Origin of the sequence: Streptomyces sp. BK239 (assembly GCF_004217285.1) — a bacterium.
In the GTDB taxonomy this organism is placed as follows: domain Bacteria; phylum Actinomycetota; class Actinomycetes; order Streptomycetales; family Streptomycetaceae; genus Streptomyces.
In genome coordinates, this window is the sequence record NZ_SHKS01000002.1 from 449,850 (window position 1) to 468,978 (window position 19,129).

At 73.3% G+C, this 19,129-nt stretch carries 19 protein-coding genes; 12 read left to right on the top strand and 7 right to left on the bottom strand.

Annotated elements, in window-relative coordinates:
• The first annotated feature begins 157 nt into the window (after positions 1–157).
• The 8 genes from EV567_RS07875 to EV567_RS07910 all read left to right on the top strand — a co-directional run bounded on the left by EV567_RS07875 (position 158) and on the right by EV567_RS07910 (position 7,409).
• Entirely contained in the window at positions 158–1,834 is a 1,677-nt protein-coding gene (locus EV567_RS07875; RefSeq protein ID WP_130437922.1) for an FAD-dependent monooxygenase, read from the top strand.
• 249 nt (positions 1,835–2,083) lie between these two features.
• On the top strand, positions 2,084–3,241 hold the full coding sequence (locus EV567_RS07880; RefSeq protein ID WP_130437923.1) for a SchA/CurD-like domain-containing protein: 1,158 nt from the start codon (positions 2,084–2,086) through the stop codon (positions 3,239–3,241).
• Positions 3,242–3,302: 61 nt separating this feature from the next.
• Positions 3,303–3,752, top strand: coding sequence for a cupin domain-containing protein (locus EV567_RS07885; RefSeq protein WP_242620716.1), 450 nt, complete (start codon positions 3,303–3,305; stop codon positions 3,750–3,752).
• A complete protein-coding gene (locus tag EV567_RS07890; protein ID WP_130437924.1) occupies positions 3,749–5,017 on the top strand; it encodes a beta-ketoacyl synthase in 1,269 nt (422 codons plus the stop codon). Before EV567_RS07885 ends, EV567_RS07890 begins: the two co-directional genes overlap by 4 nt.
• Positions 5,014–6,300 (top strand): ketosynthase chain-length factor, encoded by a 1,287-nt coding sequence (locus EV567_RS07895; RefSeq protein WP_130437925.1) that lies wholly within the window; start codon positions 5,014–5,016, stop codon positions 6,298–6,300. Before EV567_RS07890 ends, EV567_RS07895 begins: the two co-directional genes overlap by 4 nt.
• On the top strand, positions 6,297–6,554 hold the full coding sequence (locus EV567_RS07900) for an acyl carrier protein (RefSeq protein ID WP_130437926.1): 258 nt from the start codon (positions 6,297–6,299) through the stop codon (positions 6,552–6,554). The genes EV567_RS07895 and EV567_RS07900 overlap by 4 nt, the downstream gene beginning before the upstream one ends.
• 1 nt (position 6,555) lies before the next feature.
• A complete protein-coding gene (locus tag EV567_RS07905) occupies positions 6,556–7,035 on the top strand; it encodes an SRPBCC family protein (RefSeq protein ID WP_130437927.1) in 480 nt (159 codons plus the stop codon).
• Between the two features lie 41 nt (positions 7,036–7,076).
• Positions 7,077–7,409 carry a TcmI family type II polyketide cyclase gene (locus EV567_RS07910; RefSeq protein WP_130437928.1) on the top strand — a complete coding sequence of 111 codons (333 nt, stop codon included), beginning with the start codon at positions 7,077–7,079 and terminating at the stop codon, positions 7,407–7,409.
• A gap of 69 nt (positions 7,410–7,478) precedes the next feature.
• Here the strand turns inward: EV567_RS07910 and EV567_RS07915 are convergent, their stop codons facing one another.
• Together EV567_RS07915 and EV567_RS07920 are read right to left on the bottom strand one after the other, a co-directional pair.
• The gene (locus EV567_RS07915) at positions 7,479–8,507 is read right to left on the bottom strand and encodes a methyltransferase (protein ID WP_130437929.1); all 1,029 of its coding nucleotides are present in this window, start codon (positions 8,505–8,507) and stop codon (positions 7,479–7,481) included.
• A gap of 44 nt (positions 8,508–8,551) precedes the next feature.
• Positions 8,552–9,748: a nitrous oxide reductase family maturation protein NosD gene (locus tag EV567_RS07920; RefSeq protein ID WP_130437930.1), complete on the bottom strand. Its 1,197-nt coding sequence runs from the start codon at positions 9,746–9,748 to the stop codon at positions 8,552–8,554.
• A gap of 179 nt (positions 9,749–9,927) precedes the next feature.
• Between EV567_RS07920 and EV567_RS07925 the strand changes: the two genes are divergently transcribed.
• Positions 9,928–10,230: a DUF3040 domain-containing protein gene (locus tag EV567_RS07925; RefSeq protein WP_130437931.1), complete on the top strand. Its 303-nt coding sequence runs from the start codon at positions 9,928–9,930 to the stop codon at positions 10,228–10,230.
• Positions 10,231–10,295: 65 nt separating this feature from the next.
• Here EV567_RS07925 and EV567_RS07930 read toward each other — a convergent pair whose 3' ends face one another.
• Positions 10,296–10,865 (bottom strand): haloacid dehalogenase, encoded by a 570-nt coding sequence (locus tag EV567_RS07930; protein WP_130437932.1) that lies wholly within the window; start codon positions 10,863–10,865, stop codon positions 10,296–10,298.
• A 107-nt stretch (positions 10,866–10,972) separates the two neighbouring features.
• On the opposite strand from EV567_RS07930, the gene EV567_RS07935 reads away from it, so the two are divergent.
• The 3 genes from EV567_RS07935 (at position 10,973) to EV567_RS07945 (ending at position 13,787) form a co-directional block, all read left to right on the top strand.
• The gene (locus tag EV567_RS07935) at positions 10,973–11,773 is read left to right on the top strand and encodes a polysaccharide deacetylase family protein (RefSeq protein WP_130437933.1); all 801 of its coding nucleotides are present in this window, start codon (positions 10,973–10,975) and stop codon (positions 11,771–11,773) included.
• Between the two features lie 154 nt (positions 11,774–11,927).
• Positions 11,928–12,380, top strand: coding sequence for an SRPBCC family protein (locus EV567_RS07940; protein WP_130437934.1), 453 nt, complete (start codon positions 11,928–11,930; stop codon positions 12,378–12,380).
• Positions 12,381–12,443: 63 nt separating this feature from the next.
• Entirely contained in the window at positions 12,444–13,787 is a 1,344-nt protein-coding gene (locus EV567_RS07945) for a lanthionine synthetase LanC family protein (RefSeq protein WP_130437935.1), read from the top strand.
• Here the strand turns inward: EV567_RS07945 and EV567_RS07950 are convergent.
• The 4 genes from EV567_RS07950 to EV567_RS07965 all read right to left on the bottom strand — a co-directional run bounded on the left by EV567_RS07950 (position 13,739) and on the right by EV567_RS07965 (position 18,832).
• A complete protein-coding gene (locus EV567_RS07950; protein ID WP_130437936.1) occupies positions 13,739–14,890 on the bottom strand; it encodes an XdhC/CoxI family protein in 1,152 nt (383 codons plus the stop codon). The two genes, EV567_RS07945 and EV567_RS07950, sit on opposite strands and share 49 nt — an antisense overlap.
• A 113-nt stretch (positions 14,891–15,003) precedes the next feature.
• Complete coding sequence (locus EV567_RS07955; RefSeq protein ID WP_130437937.1) at positions 15,004–17,406, bottom strand: xanthine dehydrogenase family protein molybdopterin-binding subunit; 2,403 nt, start codon at positions 17,404–17,406, stop codon at positions 15,004–15,006.
• Between the two features lie 2 nt (positions 17,407–17,408).
• Complete coding sequence (locus EV567_RS07960) at positions 17,409–17,942, bottom strand: (2Fe-2S)-binding protein (RefSeq protein ID WP_130437938.1); 534 nt, start codon at positions 17,940–17,942, stop codon at positions 17,409–17,411.
• On the bottom strand, positions 17,942–18,832 hold the full coding sequence (locus tag EV567_RS07965) for a xanthine dehydrogenase family protein subunit M (RefSeq protein ID WP_130437939.1): 891 nt from the start codon (positions 18,830–18,832) through the stop codon (positions 17,942–17,944). Before EV567_RS07965 ends, EV567_RS07960 begins: the two co-directional genes overlap by 1 nt.
• Positions 18,833–19,129: the final 297 nt, after the last annotated feature.

Below are 19,129 nucleotides of genomic sequence, written 5' to 3' on the forward strand. Positions count from 1 at the left end.
CCCGCACGGTTGTCCGGCCGCACGAAACCCGCCGCCCCGGTGAACGGGCCGGGTTATGCGGGTGAAGCCCGGTCCGCCCCACTTCGGGCGGGGCATGCATGGTGGTCCCGGCCGCACCCCGGCCGGCTCGGCGGACACGACGCGCTGGAGGCGAGTGATGAACACGAGAGCCGAGCACCCCGATCCCACGGTCGAGCCCCCTGATCCCCAGGTCCACGAGGTCCCCGTCCTCATCGTCGGCGGCTCCCTGGTCGGGCTGTCGACCTCCCTGTTCCTGGGCCGGCTGGGGGTGCCGCACACCCTGGTGGAGCGTCACGCCGGCACCTCCATCCACCCGCGCGGGCGCGGCAACAACGTACGGACGATGGAACTGTTCCGGGTGGCCGGCGTCGAGGCCGACATCCACACCGCCGCCGCGACCCTGGCCCACAACCACGGCATCCTTCAGACGCCCACGCTGGTGGGCGACGCCGGGGAGTGGCTGTTCAGGAACATCGACCCGGGCGGCGGTCTGGCCCGCTTCAGCCCGGCCTCGTGGTGCCTGTGCAGCCAGAACGACCTGGAGCCGGTCCTGCTGGAGCACGCCCGCGCCCTCGGCGGCGACCTGCGCTACCACACGGAGCTGATGTCCTTCGAGGCCGACGCCGACGGCGTGACCGCGGTGGTCAAGAGCCGTCGCACCGGCGAGCACTCCACCGTCCGCGCGCAGTACCTGGTCGCCGCCGACGGCCCGCGCAGCCCCGTCCGGGAGCGGCTCGGCATCGGGCAGAGCGGCCCCGGCGACCTCTTCCACAACATCAGCATGACCTTCCGCTCGCGCCGCCTCGCCGACGTCGTGGGCGACCGGCGTTTCATCGTCTGCTACCTGACCTCGCCGGACGCCGACGGCGCCCTGCTGCCCGTCGACAACCGCGAGAACTGGGTGTTCCACGCTCCGTGGCACCCGGAGACGGGGGAGACACTGGAGGACTTCACCGACGAGCGCTGCATCGCGCATATCCGCCGCGCGGTCGGCGATCCGGACCTCGACGTGGAGATCACCGGCCGGGCGCCCTGGCACGCGGCGCAGCGCGTCGCCCGCGGCTACCGCTCGGGGCGCGTCTTCCTGGCGGGCGACTCGGCGCACGAGATGTCCCCGACGGGGGCGTTCGGCTCCAACACCGGCATCCAGGACGCGCACAACCTCGCCTGGAAGCTGGCGGCGGTGCTCGGCGGCTGGGCGGGCGAGGGGCTGCTGGACACCTACGACCTCGAACGCCGTCCGGTGGCGGAGGCGACCAGCGCCCGCGCCGCCGCCCGTTCGGTCGAGCACAGCCACCCGGGCTTCGCCCCGCCGCCGGGCGCGGGCAGCGGGCCGCAGCGCGGCATCCTCAACGTGGCGCTGGGCTACCGCTATCCGCTGGGGGCGGTCGTCGGCACCGACCCGGAGTCCCCGGTCGTCCCCGACGAACTCGCCCTGGCCGGGGCGCCCGGCACCCGGGCGCCCCACCTGTGGGTGCGGCACGAGGGCCGGCGGATCTCCACCCTCGACCTCTACGAGCGGTCGCTGGTGCTGTTGAGCGACGCGGGTGACCTCAACGAGTGGCACGAGGCGGCCGCGCGGCTCGCGGACCAGCTGCGGGTGCCGCTCGTGTCGTACCGGGTGGGCGAGGGGCCGGACGCCGAGCTGGCGCCGGAGGACGGCGCCGACTGGCGGACGCACCACGGCACCAAGCCGGGCGGCGCCGTGCTGGTGCGGCCGGACGGATTCGTCGCCTGGCGGGAGACCGGTCCCGCGCCGGACGCCGAGAAGGTGCTGCGTCAGGCCCTCACCAAGGTGATGTCGCTGGCCTGACGGGCTCTCACCCCGCGCCGCGCGCGCTCACGACGGCCGGGCCGCCACCCCTCCCGGGGGTGACGGCCCGGCCGTTTCCGCGCCCGTCCGGCCGCACCCGCGTCCGGTGTCTCCCGCGAACGCCGGTCACCCGCGCGCTCCACACGAGTCGCGCGCCGATGGGGACCGGCTCAAGATCGAGGCACGCTCACCTCGACGCTCAGCGGCCGAGGTACGCCTTCCCCTCTCCCGAAGGAGATGTGCACACCGATGACCACGACGTCCGCGCCTGCCTCGCCACCGCTGACACGACAGGTGTCACAACATGTCTCCCAGTCCGTGTTCGACGGCTCCCGGCTCCGGGTCGTCCTGCTGGTGGACGTCTACGACGGAGCCCAGCAGCAGTTCCTGGAGGCGTACGAGCAGCTCTGCAACCAGGTCGCGTCGGTTCCCGGGCACGTCAGCGACCAGCTGTGCCAGTCGATCGAGAACCCCTCGCAGTGGCTCATCACCAGCGAGTGGGAGAGCGCCCCGCCGTTCCTCACCTGGGTGAACAGCGAGGAGCACGTGGAGATGGTGCGGCCGCTGCACAACTGCGTGAGCGACACCCGCTCGCTGCGGTTCCACGTGGTGCGCGAGACCGGCGGCGAGGCGGCGGGCGCCGAGTCCGGCCGGCGTCGGCTGCAGTCCTCGCCCCGCATCGGCGACGGCGTCATCCGGCACGCGCTCACCTTCACCGTCAAGCCCGGCAACGAGAAGGCCGTCGCCAAGCTCCTCGCCGACTACGCGCCGCCCAACCCGCGCGTCGACGACACCACGCGGCTGGTGCGGACCTCCCTGTTCATGCACGGCAACCGGGTGGTGCGGGCCATCGAGGTGCGCGGCGACCTGCTCGCCGCGCTGCGTCACGTGGCCCGGCAGCCCGAGGTGCGGGCCGTGGAGGAGGCCATCAACCCCTATCTGGAGCAGGACCGGGACCTCGACGACCCCGAGTCGGCCCGCGTCTTCTTCACCCGGGCCGCGCTGCCCGCCGTCCACCATGTGACGACGGACCAGGAGCCCGCGGGCGCCGTCCGGCACGCGCTGTACTACCCGGCCCGGGAGGGCGCCGGGATGCGGCTGGCGGAGCTGCTCGCGCAGCGGGACGAGGCCGCCGCTGACGACCCGCGCAGCCCGGTGCTGCGCAGCACGATCTTCCAGCGCGACGACGTCGTGGTGCGGCTGGTCGACGTGCAGGAGGGCCTCGACGCCGACGCCGGCACGGTCCTCGGGCTCACCGACCCGGCCCGGACGGCCGAGCTGACGGACCTGCTGGACGTCGCCGCCCTCGGCGCGGACGCCTCCGCGCTGCGGGCCGGGTCCGCGGACCGTCTCCTCGCCCTCGCCCGCATGGAACTCGTCACCGACCGCCGCTCCCCCGACGCCTGAGCCGTCGCCACCCCGGGGCCACGGCGCCCAAGTCGACACAGCACACGAACGGAGCAACGTCGTGATCACTTCCCGTCCCAGAATCGTGGACCTCAGCGAGGTCGAGCCGAACACCCGGCGCGGCGGCGACCTGCGCGCCATGCTCACGCCCGCCACGGTGGGCGCGACCAGCGGCTTCATGGGCGTGGCCATCGTGCAGCCCGGCGACCGCATCGGCGAGCACTACCACCCGTACTCCGAGGAGTTCGTGTACGTCGTCTGCGGACAGCTGGAGGTCGACCTGGACGGCGACCCCCACCCGCTGCGGCCCGAGCAGGGGCTGATGATCCCCATCGGGATGCGGCACCGGTTCCGCAACGTCGGCAAGGTGGAGGCGCGTGTCGTCTTCCACCTCGGTCCGCTGGCCCCGACCCCGCCGCTGGGCCATGTCGACACCGAGGCCACCGACGGGGTCCCCGTCGCGGCGGAGGGCGCGGGCGGACCGGCCGCCGGCCGCGGGGCCCGGTCATGACGCGGCGGGTCGCGGTCACCGGGATAGGCGTGGTCGCGCCGGGCGGCATCGGCATACCGAACTTCTGGGACCTGCTCTCCAACGGCCGCACCGCGACGCGGGGCATCACCTTCTTCGACCCGAGCGGACTGCGGTCGCGGATCGCCGCCGAGTGCGACTTCGACCCGGCGGCCCACGGGCTGGACGCGGAGCAGGTCGCCCGGTGCGACCGCTACATCCAGTTCGCCCTGGTCGCCGGCGAGGAGGCGATCCGCGACGCGGGTCTCGACCTCGGCCGGGAGAACCCGTGGCGGGTCGGGGTCTCGCTGGGCACCGCGGTCGGCGGCACCACCCGTCTGGAGCACGACTACGTGCTGGTCAGCCAGGGCGGACAGCGCTGGGACGTGGACCACCGGGAGGCGGAGCCGCATCTGCACCGGGCGTTCGCGCCCAGCACCCTCGCCTCCACGGTCGCCGAGCGGTTCGGGGCCCGGGGTCCGGTGCAGACCGTGTCCACGGGCTGCACCTCCGGGCTCGACGCCGTCGGGTACGCCTTCCACACGATCGAGGAGGGCCGGGCCGACGTGTGCGTCGCGGGCGCGTCGGACTCCCCCATCTCCCCGATCACGATGGCCTGCTTCGACGCGATCAAGGCCACCTCGCCGCACAACGACGACCCCGCCCACGCCTCGCGTCCCTTCGACGCCGACCGGGACGGGTTCGTGATGGGCGAGGGGGGCGCGGTCCTGGTCCTGGAGGAGCTGGAGCACGCCCGGGCCCGCGGGGCCCACGTGTACTGCGAGCTCGGCGGCTACGCGACGTACGGCAACGCCTACCACATGACCGGGCTGACGAAGGAGGGCGTGGAGATGGCCCGGGCCATCGAGGACGCCCTCGAACACGCGCGGCTCGACCCGACGGCGATCGACTACGTCAACGCGCACGGGTCGGGCACCAAGCAGAACGACCGGCACGAGACGGCTGCGGTGAAGCGCTCCCTGGGCGCGCACGCCTACGACACGCCGATGAGCTCCATCAAGTCGATGGTGGGTCACTCGCTGGGCGCGATCGGGGCGATCGAGGTCGTCGCGTGTGTGCTGGCGCTGGCCCGCCAGGTGGTGCCGCCGACCGCCAACTACGAGACGCCGGACCCCGAGTGCGACCTGGACTACGTCCCGAAGGTCGCGCGTGAGCGGAAGCTGAACAGCGTGCTCTCCGTGGGCAGCGGGTTCGGCGGCTTCCAGTCCGCGGTGATCCTGACCCGGCCGAGGGAGAGGACACGATGAGCGAACCCCGTCCACGGCGCGCCGTCGTCACCGGAATCGGTGTGGTGGCGCCCAACGGAACCAGCACCGAGTCCTTCTGGAAGTCCACCCAGGAGGGCATCAGCGTCCTCGACCGGGTCACCCGCGAGGGCTGCGAGCATCTGCCGCTGCGGGTGGCCGGCGAGATCCGCGCGTTCGAGCCGTCCACGGCGGTGGAGGAGCGCTTCCTCGTCCAGACCGACCGGTTCACGCACTTCGCGCTGGCCGCGGCGGACCTGGCGCTGGAGGACGCCCGCCTCGGCCACGCCGACACCGACGCCGAACCGTTCTCCGTGGGCGTGGTCACCGCGGCCGGCTCCGGCGGCGGCGAGTTCGGCCAGCGGGAGCTGCAGCAACTGTGGGGAAAGGGAAGCCGGTTCGTCGGCCCGTACCAGTCCATCGCCTGGTTCTACGCCGCCAGCACCGGCCAGATCTCCATCCGCCGGGGCTTCAAGGGGCCCTGTTCGGTGGTCGCCGCCGACGAGGCGGGCGGTCTGGACGCGCTGGCGCACGCGGCGCGGGCGGTGCGGCGCGGCACCGACGTGATCGTGGCCGGCGCCACCGAGGCGCCGCTCGCCCCGTACTCGGTGGTGTGCCAGCTCGGCTACGACGAGTTGAGCACCGCCGACGACCCGGCCCGCGCCTACCGCCCGTTCACGGAGTCGGCGTGCGGGTTCGTGCCCGCCGAGGGCGGCGCGATGTTCGTGGTGGAGGAGGAGGACTGGGCCGTGGAGCGGGGGGCGCGGGTGCGGGCCGTGCTCGCCGGGCACACGGCGACCTTCACCGGGCCGTCCCGCTGGGCCGAGTCCCGGGAGGGGCTCGCGCAGGCGATCCGGGGCGCCCTGGACGAGGCCGGCTGCGCCCCGGAGGAGGTCGACGTGGTCTTCGCGGACGCCCTGGGCGTGCCGGAGGCTGACCGGGCCGAGGCGCTGGCGATCACCGACGCGCTCGGCGCGCACGGCCGGCGGGTGCCCGTCACCGCGCCGAAGACCGGCATCGGCCGTGGCTACTGCGCGGCGCCGGTGCTGGACGCGGCGGCGGCGGTGCTCGCGATGGAGCACGGCGTGGTCCCGCCCACCCCGAACGTCTTCGACGTCTGCCACGACCTCGACCTCGTGTCCGGCCGGGCCCGCGCCGCCGAGCTGCGCACGGCACTGGTCCTCAGCCGGGGCCTCATGGGATCGAACTCGGCGCTGGTGCTGCGGCACGGCGCCGCCGACGCCTCGCAGCGGGGCGCCGGACAGCAAAGGAGAGGAACCGCATGAGCGACCGCATCACCGTGGAAGAGCTGGCCGAGCTGATGAAGAAGTGCGCCGGGGTCACCGTCCCGGCCGCGGAGCTCGCCCAGCAGCCCGACATCGGATTCGACAGCATCGGCGTCGACTCGCTCGGTCTGCTCGGGATCGTCGGCGAGCTGGAGAATCGTTACGGCACACAGATGCCCCCGGACGCGGAACGCTGCAAGACGCCGCAGGCGTTCCTCGACCTCGTCAACAGCGCCCTGCTGGCTGGAGCCTGACATGCCCGGACACACGCAGAACGAGATCACCATCGCCGCCCCGCTGGACCTGGTCTGGGACATCACCAACGACGTGGCGAACTGGCCGCGGTTGTTCAGCGAGTACGCCTCCGCCGAGATCCTCTCCACGGAGGGCAAGAAGACGACGTTCCGGCTGACCATGCACCCCGACGAGAACGGCACCGTGTGGAGCTGGGTCTCGGAGCGGGAGGCGGACCGCGACACGCTCAGCGTGAAGGCCCGCCGGGTCGAGACGGGCCCCTTCGCGTACATGAACATCCTCTGGCGGTACGAGGAGGTCGCCGGCGGCGTGCGGATGGTGTGGACGCAGGACTTCGCGATGAAGCCCGAGGCGCCGGTCGACGACGACTGGATGACCGACAACATCAACCGCAACTCCAAGGTCCAGCTGGCCCTGATCCGGGACCGCATCGAGAAGGCCGCCGCGGAGCGCGGGTCCGTGCCGCCCCTGTCCGACTGAGCGGAAGACGCGCGGAAACCGAGCACTACGGAGGAAGGCCCATGCACCAGGCCCTGATCGTCGCCAAGATGGCTCCCGGTTCGGCCCCCGACATCGCCAAGCTGTTCGAGGAGTCCGACCGGGGGGAGCTGCCGCACCTCGTGGGCGTCGCCCGGCGCAGTCTCTTCGAGTTCGGCGACGTGTACCTGCACCTGATCGAGTCCGAGCAGGACCCCGGACCGGCGATCGCCAAGGTCGCCGGTCACCCCGAGTTCCGGGGCATCAGCGATCGGCTCCAGGCGTACGTCAGCGCGTACGACCCGGCGACCTGGCGTTCGCCGAAGGACGCGATGGCCCGCTGCTTCTACCGCTGGGAGCGGGACGGGCGCGCCTGAACCCCGCCGCGTCACCGGTCGCCGGGCCCGCGAGTTCCGCGGGCCCGGCGACCGTTTCGCGGAGGATCGTCAGGCGGGGACGGTGCAGTCGAAGGCGTGCAGGTAGGGGTTGACCGGGCGGATGTCCTCGACGACGAGGCCGCCCGCGGTCAGCCGGCGGACCATGCTGTCGGTGGTGTGCTTCGCGCCGCCGACGTTGAGGAGCAGCAGCAGGTCCATGGCGGTGCTGAACCGCATGGAGGGGGTGTCGTCGACGAGGTTCTCGATGACGACGACCCGGGTCCCGGGGCCGCCCGCCTCGCGCACGTTGCGCAGGGTGCGGGCGGTGCTGTCGTCGTCCCACTCCAGGATGTTCTTGATGATGTAGACGTCCGCCCGGACCGGGACGGCGACCCGGCAGTCGCCGGGGACGACGTTCACCCGCTCGGCGAGCGCGCCGCCGGGGCGCAGCCGGGGGTCGGCGTTCTCCACCACGCGCGGCAGGTCGAGCAGGGTGCCGTGCAGGGCCGGGTACTTCTCCAGCAGGCTGGCCACCACGTGGCCCTGGCCGCCGCCGATGTCGGCGACGGAGGAACTCCCCGAGAGATCCAGGAAGTCGGCGACGTCCTGGGCGGACTGGGCGCTGGAGGTGGTCATGGCGCGGTTGAAGACGAGGGCCGACTCGGGGGCGTCCTCGTTGAGGTACTGGAAGAACTCCTTGCCGTACAGGTCCTCGACGACGTTGCGGCCGGTGCGCACCGCCTCGTCGAGCCGGGGCCACGCGTCCCACGTCCACGGCTCGGTGCACCACAGGGTGATGTAGCGCAGGCTGTGCGGGTCGTCCTCGCGCAGCAGCCGGGACATGTCGGTGTGCGCGAAGGCTCCGTCCGGCTGCTCGGCGAAGACGCCGTAGCAGGACAGGGCCCGCAACAGCCGCCGCAGCGGCTGGGGTTCGGTCTTCACCGCGGTGGCGAGGTCCTCCACGGACACCGGGGAGTCGCCCACGGCGTCGGCGACTCCCAGCCGGGCGGCGGTGCGCAGGGCGGCGGCACAGGCCGCCCCGAACACCAGCTCCCTCAGCCGCATGGACGGCGGTGGAGCAGTCTCTGCGGTCGTCATGTGCCGCCTTCCTTCTCTCTGTGAACCCTGCGGACTCCCGGTGCTCAGCACAGGCCGGCGGGCCGGGAGGAGCGGCAGGAGTTGTTCTCGAACCTGTTCCCGACGCCGGCGGTGTCGGTGTTGACGAGGTCGGCCGGGGAGTTGTCGCTCAGCGTGTTGCCGGTGACGCGGTTACGGTCGCTGGTGGCGCCCACGAAGCTCTTGAACACCACGATGCCGCCGGACAGCGGGGAGGCGCCGGCGTGGCCGGTGATCCGGTTCCGGGTCACCTCGGTGTCCTCGGCGCCGGTGAGCACGATGCCGGAGCCCTGGAGGGCGTCGAGGCGCGCGGTCTTCGGGCAGGACTTGTTGTTGTGCTCGACGCGGTTCTCGCGGACGCTCAGCGCGCCGGTCTTCGGCTTGTTCTCGTCGCCGACGACGAAGACGCCGGCGCAGTTGTCGATGACGAGGTTGCGCGCGACGGTGAGGTTGCGCAGGCGCCGGACCGTGACGCCGATCCGGTTGTCCTCCAGCCGGTTGCGCTCGACGAGGGTCCCTCCGGTGTCCGAGGCGCCCTTCTCGGCGGTGATGGTGTTCGCGAGGAACAGGCCGGCGTCGCCGTTGCCCCGGGCGGTGTTGCGCCGGTAGACGCTGCGGACGGAGCCCTCCTCGGCGATGCCCCACACGCCGTTCTTCTCGGCGGTCACGTTCCGCACGGTCAGCCCGTCGGTGGCCGCGGCCGACACGCCGGACTTGGCGAAGCCGCTCACCTTGAGGGAGGCGACGGTGACGCCCTTGAGCGGCTTCTTCGAAGTCCCCTCCACGCAGATGCCGTTGCCGGCCGCGGCGCAGGTGGCGACGGCCTTCGGCGCGACCGGCTTGGCGGGCTTGGCCGGCTTGGCCGGCTTGGCGGGAGCGGGCTTGGGGGGCTTGGCGGGGGTCTGCTTGGCCGGAGCGGGCTTGGCGGGAGCGGGCTTGGCCGGCTTGGCAGGGGCCGGCTTCACCGGGGCCGGCTTGATCACCGTGTCGCGTCCGACGCCGCGCAGGGTGATGCCGGGGGTGGTGATCCTGACGCTCTCCCTGAAGGTGCCGCGGGTGAGCTGGACGGTGTCGCCGGGCCGGGCGGCGTCCACCGCCTTCTGGATCGACTGCCCGGGACGGACCACGTGGGTCGTGTGGCCCGCGGCGGGCGAGGCGGCGCCGAGTCCGGTGCCGACGATCGCCGCGGTGCACGCCAGATACAGAACATGGCATTTCGTCATATGTGGGACGATATGCCCGCCCTTCTCGGGGCAGGCCGGGATGGGCCATCCGATGGCGTGTCACACGAGTGCCGCCCACCCCCGGAGCGCCGCCCCGCCGGTGACCGGCACCACCGTTAGTTCGGCGTGAGGCCGGGCACCTGGAAGTGGTCAGTGTCGGCCCGGGTGATGGAGGAACAGTGGCGACTGGCCGGCTTTCCGATGACGAGCGACGCATCCTGGCGGAGATGGAGCGGGCCCTGCGCCGCGACCGCCGCCTCGACAGGCGACTGAGCACCCTGCACTGGCGTCCCGGGCTCTCCCGGATGGCGTCCTACACCCCCCATCCCCTCACGGTCGCGCTGCTGCTCGCCGTGTCCATAGGCCTGATGGTCACCGGCGTCACCACCGCGCAGCCGCCGGTGATCTGGGCGTTCGCGGCGCTGTGGCCGCTCACGCTGTACGCGCTGTTCCGCCTGGCGTACCGGCGCGCGCAGACCTGATCCCGGTCCTACGGGCGGCCGCACCCGCCCGCGACCGCTCCCCCACCCCCCCGCTCCCGCACACCTCAACCGGCCTCCTCCGCCGGCCGGTAGGCCGCCACGATCGCCCGCTCGTCCACCAGGACGTGCTGGCGCGGCGGCCCGGACAGCAGCCCGCGCACAGCCGTGAGCAGGTCGGGCGCGACATGCCCCGCACCGGCGGTCTCCTCGGGCCGCACACCCGGCCCGGGGACGAGGACGCCCTGGGCGCCCGCCCGGCGCGCGGCCTCGACGCAGTCCCCGCTCGCGCCGACGACGGCGATCCGCTCGGGCGGCGTGCACGACCTGCCCGCCGCCCACAGCACCGGCCCGGACTCTCCACGGTCGCCGTCGCGTTCGGAGGCGTGCGGGCGGACCGCCCGGACGTCGAACGGGCCGAGGAGTTCGTCGATCCGCTCGTCCACGCGACGCCGGTCCGCCTCGGCCGGCCCGCCCCGACGGCGCGTCAGCACGCCGGTGCGGACACCGCGGGAGCGCAGCAGGTCGAGCGCCTCGCGGGCGCCCGGCACGGGCCGGATCCGGTCGGGGTCACCGCCGTCGCCGCCCTCGACCAGGATGCCGTCCTGGTCGACGAGGACGAGGCGAACGCTGCTCAAGGCGTTGTGAGTGGTCACCCCACCCGGGTGCCAACTGATCCACACCCCAAACACGCAGCCCTCATCACCGCAGGTCAGGGATTATACGCGCTGTGTATAGTCCCGCCATGCCAACTCAGATCAAGACTCAGATCAAGAAGACGCGGAAAACGGCGCTCCAGTTCCGCGCGGCCAGGATCGGGGCGCTCGCCGCCTGCCTCTCCCTCGCCCTGACCGGCTGCGCCGGCCTCGACACCACCGCGCCCAGCGCCGTCCGCGCGCACGGCGCGCCCACCGCCCAGGCGGCCCGCCTCGGGCCGGTCGACTGCGGCGAGGTGAAGTGCATAGCGCTCACCTTCGACGCGGGCCCGAGCGAGAACTCCGCACGGCTGCTGGACATCCTGAAGGACAGACAGGTGCCGGCGACGTTCTTCCTGCTCGGCGAACGGCACATCACCGCATACCCGCAGCTCGTCAGGCGCATGGCCGACGAGGGGCACGAGGTCGCCAGCCACACCTGGGACCACCGGATCCTCACGGAGCTCACGCCCGAGGAGATACGCGCCGAACTGGAGCGCCCGAACGCGGAGATACAGCGCCTCACCGGACGGCGGCCCACGCTGATGCGTCCGCCGCAGGGCCGCACGAACGACACCGTGCACGAGATATGCCGTGAGCTGGGCATCGCGGAGGTGCTGTGGACGGTGACCGCGAAGGACTACACGACGGAGGACCCCGAGCTGATCCAGCGGCGCGTCCTCGACCAGGCCGAGCGGGACGGGATCATCCTGCTGCACGACATCTACGCGGGGACCGTGCCGGCGGTGCCGGGGATCATCGACGCGCTGAAGGACCGGGGGTACGTGTTCGTGACGGTGCCGCAGCTGCTCGCGCCCGGGAAGGCGGAGCCGGGGAAGGTCTACCGGTGACCCGGGCGGCGCACGCTCCCGAAGGCCCGGTCGCGCGCACACCCGTGCGCAGAATCGTTTCGCGTGCGCCGGCGCGGAAAGCCGGGACGAGGCCGAGCGTGTGACCCGGCGGGGATGTCTGCGCGCGGCGGCTCGCACTGCCTACGATCACCGTGTGGTCACCTTCCAGTTGGAACGCACGGCGCCCCTCAGCCCCGACGAGGCGTGGCGCCGCCTCACCGCGTGGCCCCGGCACGGTGACGTGGTCCCGTTGACGCGCGTCACCGTGGTCACCCCCGGGCCGACCCGCGAGGGCACGGTGTTCGTCGCCCGGTCCGGGGTGCGGCCGCTCGTCTTCGACGACCGTATGGAGGTCACCGTCTGGCGTCCGCCGACCACCGACGCGGGCGGGGACGGCCCGGGGCTGTGCAGGCTGGAGAAACGCGGCCGGATCGTGCTGGGGTGGGCGGAGATCGAGGTGCGGCCGGGGCCGGGCGGGCGCGCCCGGGTCGTCTGGCGCGAGGAACTGCGGGTGCGCTTCCTGCCGTCCCTGTTCGACCCGCTGCTGCGGGTCTCGGCCCGCACCCTGTTCGGCCGCGCCGCCAACCAGCTCCTGCGCCGCCCCTGACCGATGACCTGACCTGCCAACGACCCCCTGGGCAGCGGCCGTTGCCCATGACACGCTGAGCACATGAAGGCGGCGGACGAAGAGGCGGCACCCACGGCGGACAGGGCCGGCGGGCTCGGCGAGGTCGAGGCACTGGCCGCGGACGGGCTGCGCTGGCTGCTCGGGGCGGCCCGGGAGACGGAGGGCGGCGGGCTGGGCTGGCCCGCCCGGCCCTCGGACGCGGCGCTCGAAGCGGAGCTGTACGGCGGGACGGCCGGGATCGTGCCCACCCTGCTGGAGGCGCGGCGGCACTTCGGGGACGACTCCTACGGCGACGCGGCCCTGCGCGCGGCGCGCCATCTCGCGGTCGCCGCCGAGGAGGCCGAGGACGATTCCCTGTACTTCGGCCGCACCGGCATGGCGCTCGCCCTGCGGGCCGTCCAGCGCGAGCTGGGCGACGACGCGGCCGGCGCCGCCGCCGACCGGGCGCTGGAGCGGGTGCGCTCCCGCTTCGACGGGACGCGCTGGGGCGAGCTGTTCGAGCTCATGGGCGGCAACGCGGGCATCGGCCTGGGCGCGCTCGCCACGGGGGACGAGGGACTGGCCGTCCTCGCGCTGGAGCCGTACACGCGCACGGCGGAGGAGACGGAGGCGGGCGTCACCTGGGCGCACGCGCACCGCCCGGGCTTGGTGCCCCGGCTGCACCACATCTCGCACGGCTCGCTCGGCATCGTGTACGCGCTCGCCGCCGTCGGCGGGGCGGCCGGCCGCGCGGACTTCCTGGCGCTGGCGCGGGCCGGGGCCGCGAACGTGACGGCCCGGGACGAGGCCGGCCCGGACGGCTTCCTGGTCGCCCACTCCGATCCGCAGTACCGGCCCGACCTGGTGGAGCGGCACAGCTACGGCTGGTGCCACGGCCCGACGGGCGACGCGCAGGTCTTCCGGCTGCTGCGGGACGTGCTGGCCGAGCCCGGCTGGCAGGATCTCGCCGACCGCTGCTGGCACACGGTGACGCACTCAGGTCTCCCCCGGCGGCTGAGGCCGGGCTTCTGGGACAACAACGCCCGCTGCTGCGGCACGGCGGGCGTGCTGGCGCTGGCCTGCGACCGGATGGCCGAGCAGGGCGACGCCCCGGACTTCGCGGGCGTGCTGGTGGCCGACCTCGTCGCCCGCGCCACCCGCGACGCGGACGGGGCCCGCTGGTCGAACGTCGAGCACCGGGCCACGCCGAGCGTGCTGGAACCGGCCACCGGCTGGGCCGCCGGCGCCGCGGGCATCGTGCGCGAGCTGCTGCGCTTCGTCCGGGTGAGCGGGAAGGGCGACCCCGACTACGCGTTCGCCTGGCCTGATCAGCCGGCGGTGCGTCCGCCCGGGGTCGTTCAGGCGACGGAGCCGATCCTCCCGGCGGGCCCGGGCGCGCCGTCGTGATGGATGGGGGTGTGCGCGCCGGCCAGGGGGACGCCACTGCCGCCCCGCCGTTCGGCGACGATCTCCGCGGCGATGGACAGCGCGGTCTCCTCGGGAGTGCGGGCGCCCAGGTCGAGGCCGATGGGTGAGCGCAGCCGCGCCAGCTCCAGTTCGGTGACGCCCACGTCGCGCAGCCGGGCGGCGCGGTCGAGGTGGGTGCGGCGGGAGCCCATGGCGCCGATGTAGGCGACGGGCAGCCGCAGCGCCAGCCGGAGCAGCGGGACGTCGAACTTGGCGTCGTGGGTGAGGACGCACAGCACGGTGCGGCCGTCCACGCGGGTGCGCTCGAGATAGCGGTGCGGCCATTCGACGGCGATCTCGTCGGCCTCGGGGAACCGCTCCCGGGTCGCGAAGACCGCGCGGGCGTCGCACACGGTGACGTGGTAGCCGAGGAACTTCCCGACGCGCACCAGCGCCGCCGCGAAGTCGATCGCGCCGAAGACGATCATGCGGGGCGGCGGAGCCGAGGACTCGACGAGGACGGTGAGGGGGGCCCCGCAGCGGGAGCCCTGCGCACCGATCTCCAGGGCGCCGGTGCGGCCCGCGTCGAGGAAGGCGCCGGCCTCGGCGGCGACCGTGCGGTCCAGTTCGGGGTGGCCGCCGAAGCCGCCCTCGTGGGAGCCGTCGGGCCGGACGAGCAGGGCGCGTCCGACGAGGTCCGCGGGGCCGGACACGATCCGGGCGAGCGCCGCCGTCGCGCCGCTCGCGGCGGCGGCGAGCGCGGCCGCGACCACCGGGCGGCCGGGGTCGGCGGCCCGTACCGGGGTGACGAGGACGTCGATGACTCCGCCGCAGGTCAGACCGATGGCGAAGGCGTCGTCGTCGCTGTGGCTGAACCGTTCGAGGACGGGTTCGCCGTCCTGGAGGGCCTGCCGGCACAGGTCGTACACGGCGCTCTCCACGCAGCCGCCGGAGACCGAGCCGACCGCCGTGCCGTCGGCGTCCACCGCGAGGGCCGCGCCGGGCCGGCGGGGCGCGCTTCCGTCGACGGCGACCACGGTGGCGACGGCGAAGTCACGGCCCTGCCCGACCCACCGGTCGAGTTCCTCGGCGATGTCCAGCATGTCTGGCGTCTCCTTGCTGTGCGCTCCTGGGACGGGTTCCCGCACGGACGGCCCGTGCACGCCCGGCCGGCCACCGATCGTGCGCGGGCGCGGTGACCCGCGCGAGCGCACGCTCAGCGGGGGTGCTGTTCCCGTGCCGTGCCCGTGAGGTGTTCCGGGCGGACGGGTGTCCGGTTCAGTTCCAGGCCCGTGGCGTCGCGGACGGCCGCGAGGACCGCCGGGGTCGAGGACAGGGTGGGGGCCTCGCCGATGCCGCGCAGGCCGTACGGGGCGTGGGTGTCGGCGAGTTCGAGGACGTCGACGGGGATGGTCGGGGTGTCGAGGATGGTGGGGATCAGGTAGTCCGTGAAGGAGGGGTTGCGCACCTTCGCGGTCTTCGGGTCGACGACGATCTCCTCCATGACGGCGATGCCGAGACCCTGGGTGGTGCCGCCCTGGATCTGGCCCAGCACGGACAGCGGGTTGAGGGCCTTGCCGACGTCCTGGGCGCAGGCCAGCTCGACGACCTTCACCATGCCCAGCTCGGTGTCGACCTCGACGACGGCGCGGTGCGCGGCGAAGGAGTACTGGACGTGCCCGTTGCCCTGGCCGGTGCGCGGGTCGAACGGCTCGGTGGGCCGGTGCCGCCACTCCCGCTCGACCTCGACGGCCTCCTCGCCGAGCACGTCCACCAGGTCGGCGAGGGCCTCGCCGCCGTCGGTGACGACCTTGCCGCCCTCCAGGAGGAGTTCGGCGGTGGCCCAGGCCGGGTGCTGGGCGCCGAACTTGCGGCGCCCGATCTCGAGCACTTTCTCGCGCACCAGCTCGCAGGCGTTCTTCACGGCCCCGCCGGTGACGTACGTCTGCCGTGAGGCGGAGGTGGAGCCGGCGCTGCCGACCCGGGTGTCGGCCGGGTCGATCGTCACCCGGGCGACGCCCAGCTCGGTGCGGGCGATCTGGGCGTGGACGGTGACTCCGCCCTGGCCGACCTCGGCCATGGCCGTGTGCACGGTGGCGACCGCCTCGCCGGCGACCACCTCCATGCGCACCCGGGCCGTCGAGTAGTCGTCGAAGCCCTCGGAGAAGCCGACGTTCTTGATCCCGACCGCGTAGCCGACCCCGCGGACGACGCCCTCGCCGTGTGTGGTGTTGGACAGGCCGCCGGGCAGCTGCCGTACGTCGGCGCCCTCGCTGCTCTCCCACTGGCGCTCGGGCGGCATCGGCATCGCCTTGACGCGGCGCAGGAGTTCGGCGACGGGGGCGGGAGAGTCCACCGGCTGGCCCGTCGGCATGATCGAGCCCTGTTCCATCGCGTTCAGCTGTCGGAACTCCACCGGATCCAGGCCGAGTTCCTTGGCCAGCTTGTCCATCTGCGCCTCGTAGGCGAAGCAGGCCTGGACCGCGCCGAAGCCGCGCATCGCCCCGCAGGGCGGGTTGTTGGTGTAGAGGGCGATCGCCTCGATGTCGACGTCGTCGACGACGTACGGGCCGACGCCGAGCGAGGAGGCGTTCCCGACGACGGCCGGGCTGGCGGAGGCGTACGCGCCGCCGTCGAGGACGATGCGGCACTTGACGTGGGTGAGTTTGCCGTCGCGGGTGGCGCCGTGCTCGTAGGACAGCTTGGCGGGGTGGCGGTGGACGTGCCCGAAGAACGACTCGAACCGGTTGTAGACGATCTTGACGGGTTTGCCGGTGCGCAGGGCGAGCAGGCAGGCGTGGATCTGCATCGACAGGTCCTCGCGCCCGCCGAACGCGCCTCCGACGCCGGCCAGCGTCATCCGCACCTTCTCCGGCGGGAGGCCCAGCACGGGGGCCATCTGCCTGAGGTCGCTGTGCAGCCACTGGGTGGCGATGTAGAGGTGGACGCCGCCGTCCTCCTCGGGCACGGCGAGCCCGGACTCGGGGCCGAGGAAGGCCTGGTCCTGCATGCCGAAGGTGTACTCGCCGCGGACGACGACGTCGGCCCCGCGCGCGGCGGCCGCCGCGTCGCCGCGGACGATCGGCTGCCGGTGGACGATGTTGGGGTGCGGGACGTGGCCCAGGTGGTGGTCGGTGCGGTTCTCATGGACCAGGACGGCGTCGGGGGCGGTCGCGGAGGCCTCGTCGGTGACGACGGGCAGCTCGCGGTACTCGACCTTGATCTTCGCGGCGGCGCGGCGGGCGGTCTCCGGGTGGTCGGCGGCGACGATGGCGACCGGCTCGCCGTGGTGGCGGACCTTGCCGTGGGCGAGGACCGGGGTGTCCTGGATCTCCAGGCCGTAGTGGCGCACCTCGGTGGGCAGGTCGTCGTACGTCATCACGGCGTACACGCCCGGGGTGGCGAGTGCTTCGGCGGTGTCGAGGGAGACGATCTCGGCGTGGGCGACGGTGGAGCGCAGGATCTGGCCCCACAGCATGTCCTCGTGCCACAGGTCGGAGGAGTAGGCGAACTCTCCGGTGACCTTGAGGACGCCGTCGGGGCGCAGGGTGGACTCGCCGACGCCGCCCTTGGCCTGCGTGCCCTGGGTGATCCTCGCGGGGGCTCCGTTCGTAGGCATGGTCAGCCCGCCTCCTGCTGCCGGGCGGCCGCGAGCCGGACCGCGTCCATGATCTTCTCGTAGCCGGTGCAGCGGCACAGGTTGCCCGAGAGCGCCTCGCGGATGTCCGCGTCGGAGGGGTCGGGGTCGCGTTCCAGCATCTCGTCGGCGGCGATCAGCAGGCCTGGCGTGCAGAAGCCGCACTGGACGGCGCCGGCGTCGATGAACGCCTGCTGCACGGGCGAGAGTTCGGTCTCGTCGCCGGGGTGGGCGGTGGTGCCGTCGACGTCCGCGCCGTGCGCGCGCTGCCGGGCGTACCGCGCGAGCCCTTCGACGGTGACGATCTCGCGTCCCTCGGCCTGGCCGGCGGCGACGAGGCACGCGCAGACCGGGACGCCGTCGAGGCGGACCGTGCACGAGCCGCACTCGCCCTGCTCGCAGGCGTTCTTGGAGCCGGGCAGCCCGAGCCGCTCGCGCAGCACGTACAGCAGGGACTCGCCCTCCCATACGTCGTCGGCCTCCTGCGGACGGCCGTTGACGGTGAAGTGGACGCGCATCAGGCGGCTCCCTCGCTCGGGCGGCGACCGCCGCGGTAGGACTCCCAGGTCCAGGTCAGCGTGCGGCGGGCCATGACGCCGACGGCGTGGCGGCGGTAGCTCGCGGTGCCCCGTACGTCGTCGATGGGGTTGCAGGCGGCGGCGCACAGGTCGGCGAACCGCTTGGCGACGACAGGGGGGACGATCTTCCCGTTGTCCCAGAAGCCGCCCTCTTCGAGCGCAGCGTTCAGGAACTCCTCGGCGGTCCCGGCCCGGACGGGGGTCGGCGCGGCGGAGCCGATGCCGGTGCGCACGGTGCGCGAGGACGGGTGCAGGGCGAGGCCGAACGCGCAGACCGCGATGACCATGGCGTTGCGGGTGCCGACCTTGGAGAACTGCTGCGGCCCGTCGGCCTTGCGGACGTGCACGGCGCGGATCAGCTCGTCGGGGGCGAGCGCGTTGCGCTTCACGCCGGTGTAGAAGGCGTCGATCGGGATCATGCGGGTGCCGCGCACCGAGACGGCCTCGACCTCGGCGCCGGCCGCGAGGAGGGCGGGGTGGGCGTCGCCTGCCGGGGAGGCGGTGCCGAGGTTGCCGCCGACCCCACCGCGGTTGCGGATCTGCGGGGAGGCGACCGTGTGGGAGGCGAGGGCCAGCCCGGGGAGCTCGGAGCGCAGGTTCTCCATGATCCGGGTGTACGGGACGGAGGCGCCGAGCCGCACGCTGTCCTCGCCGACCTCCCATTCGTACAGGTCCGGAACGCGGCTTAGGTCGAGGAGGTGCTCGGGACGCCGGTGGTCGAAGTTGAGCTCGACCATCACGTCGGTGCCCCCGGCGATCGGCACGGCGGCGGGGTGCTCGGCCTTCGCGGCGAGCGCCTCCTCCCAGCCGGCGGGGCGAAGGAAGTCCATGACCGGCTCTCTTCCACGTCTCGTGATCGGACGGAGTCTCGGGATGGGTCGGATCAAGCCACTGCGCGCTCGGGCGGGGCCCGGCTCGCACAGGTGCTGTTCACGCCGGGTGGGCTCAGTACACAGCGCCGTACGCCGAGCGGGTCAGTCACCGAAACCATGAAGGAGTTGGCTGGCCAGGGAGGTCATCTTGTAGATTCGTATGAAAGGAGGCCCTCCGTAACCTCGGGGCTTTCCGATGGAAACGCACGACACACACCGTGTGACCTGGGACACAGGCTCTCGCCGATGATCCTC

Excerpts from the sequence above, each read along its gene's own strand:
- EV567_RS07955 (WP_130437937.1), bottom strand. The coding sequence starts at position 17,406 with ATGCCTACGAACGGAGCCCCCGCGAGGATCACCCAGGGCACGCAGGCC.
- EV567_RS07905 (WP_130437927.1), top strand. The coding sequence starts at position 6,556 with ATGCCCGGACACACGCAGAACGAGATCACCATCGCCGCCCCGCTGGAC.
- EV567_RS07935 (WP_130437933.1), top strand. The coding sequence starts at position 10,973 with ATGCCAACTCAGATCAAGACTCAGATCAAGAAGACGCGGAAAACGGCG.
- EV567_RS07910 (WP_130437928.1), top strand. The coding sequence starts at position 7,077 with ATGCACCAGGCCCTGATCGTCGCCAAGATGGCTCCCGGTTCGGCCCCC.
- EV567_RS07960 (WP_130437938.1), bottom strand. The coding sequence starts at position 17,942 with ATGCGCGTCCACTTCACCGTCAACGGCCGTCCGCAGGAGGCCGACGAC.
- EV567_RS07920 (WP_130437930.1), bottom strand. The coding sequence starts at position 9,748 with ATGACGAAATGCCATGTTCTGTATCTGGCGTGCACCGCGGCGATCGTC.
- EV567_RS07895 (WP_130437925.1), top strand. The coding sequence starts at position 5,014 with ATGAGCGAACCCCGTCCACGGCGCGCCGTCGTCACCGGAATCGGTGTG.
- EV567_RS07945 (WP_130437935.1), top strand. The coding sequence starts at position 12,444 with ATGAAGGCGGCGGACGAAGAGGCGGCACCCACGGCGGACAGGGCCGGC.
- EV567_RS07890 (WP_130437924.1), top strand. The coding sequence starts at position 3,749 with ATGACGCGGCGGGTCGCGGTCACCGGGATAGGCGTGGTCGCGCCGGGC.
- EV567_RS07880 (WP_130437923.1), top strand. The coding sequence starts at position 2,084 with ATGACCACGACGTCCGCGCCTGCCTCGCCACCGCTGACACGACAGGTG.
- EV567_RS07965 (WP_130437939.1), bottom strand. The coding sequence starts at position 18,832 with ATGGACTTCCTTCGCCCCGCCGGCTGGGAGGAGGCGCTCGCCGCGAAG.
- EV567_RS07900 (WP_130437926.1), top strand. The coding sequence starts at position 6,297 with ATGAGCGACCGCATCACCGTGGAAGAGCTGGCCGAGCTGATGAAGAAG.
- EV567_RS07950 (WP_130437936.1), bottom strand. The coding sequence starts at position 14,890 with ATGCTGGACATCGCCGAGGAACTCGACCGGTGGGTCGGGCAGGGCCGT.
- EV567_RS07875 (WP_130437922.1), top strand. The coding sequence starts at position 158 with ATGAACACGAGAGCCGAGCACCCCGATCCCACGGTCGAGCCCCCTGAT.
- EV567_RS07915 (WP_130437929.1), bottom strand. The coding sequence starts at position 8,507 with ATGACGACCGCAGAGACTGCTCCACCGCCGTCCATGCGGCTGAGGGAG.